Source organism: Pseudomonas sp. S60 (assembly GCF_016647865.1).
GTDB classification, from domain to species: Bacteria; Pseudomonadota; Gammaproteobacteria; order Pseudomonadales; family Pseudomonadaceae; genus Aquipseudomonas; species Aquipseudomonas parafulva.
The window spans coordinates 1-369 of the sequence record NZ_JACVVH010000118.1; the positions used below are offsets into that span (position 1 = coordinate 1).

Genomic DNA, 369 nt, shown 5'->3' on the forward strand with positions numbered 1-369 from the left:
CCCAGTAGCCAATCCTGGATGTGGGTACAAACCGGCGGCCCACCTGATCGGTCAGTAATTCTTTTCGACTACGCCACCAGCCGAGCGCAGGAGGTGCCGACGCGCCTGCTGGATGGCTATCGCGGCTATGTCATGACCGACGACTACGCCGGTTACAACGCGCTGGCTGCACAGGACGGCGTGGAGCGATTGGGCTGCTGGGCGCACGCACGCCGCAAGTTCGTCGAAGCGCAGCAAGTGCAGCCCAAGGGTAAAACCGGACGCGCAGACATCGCCCTGAGTTTGATCAAAAAGCTGTATGGCATCGAGCGCGACCTCAAGGACGGCAGCGATGAAGATCGTAAGGCTGCCCGCATGGAGCGCAGCCTG

At 61.8% G+C, this 369-nt stretch carries 1 protein-coding gene; it reads left to right on the top strand.

Annotated features, from left to right (window positions below):
• Positions 1 to 369: IS66 family transposase (locus IAE33_RS24415; RefSeq protein ID WP_201165766.1), on the top strand; the 369-nt coding region annotated here is incomplete at both ends.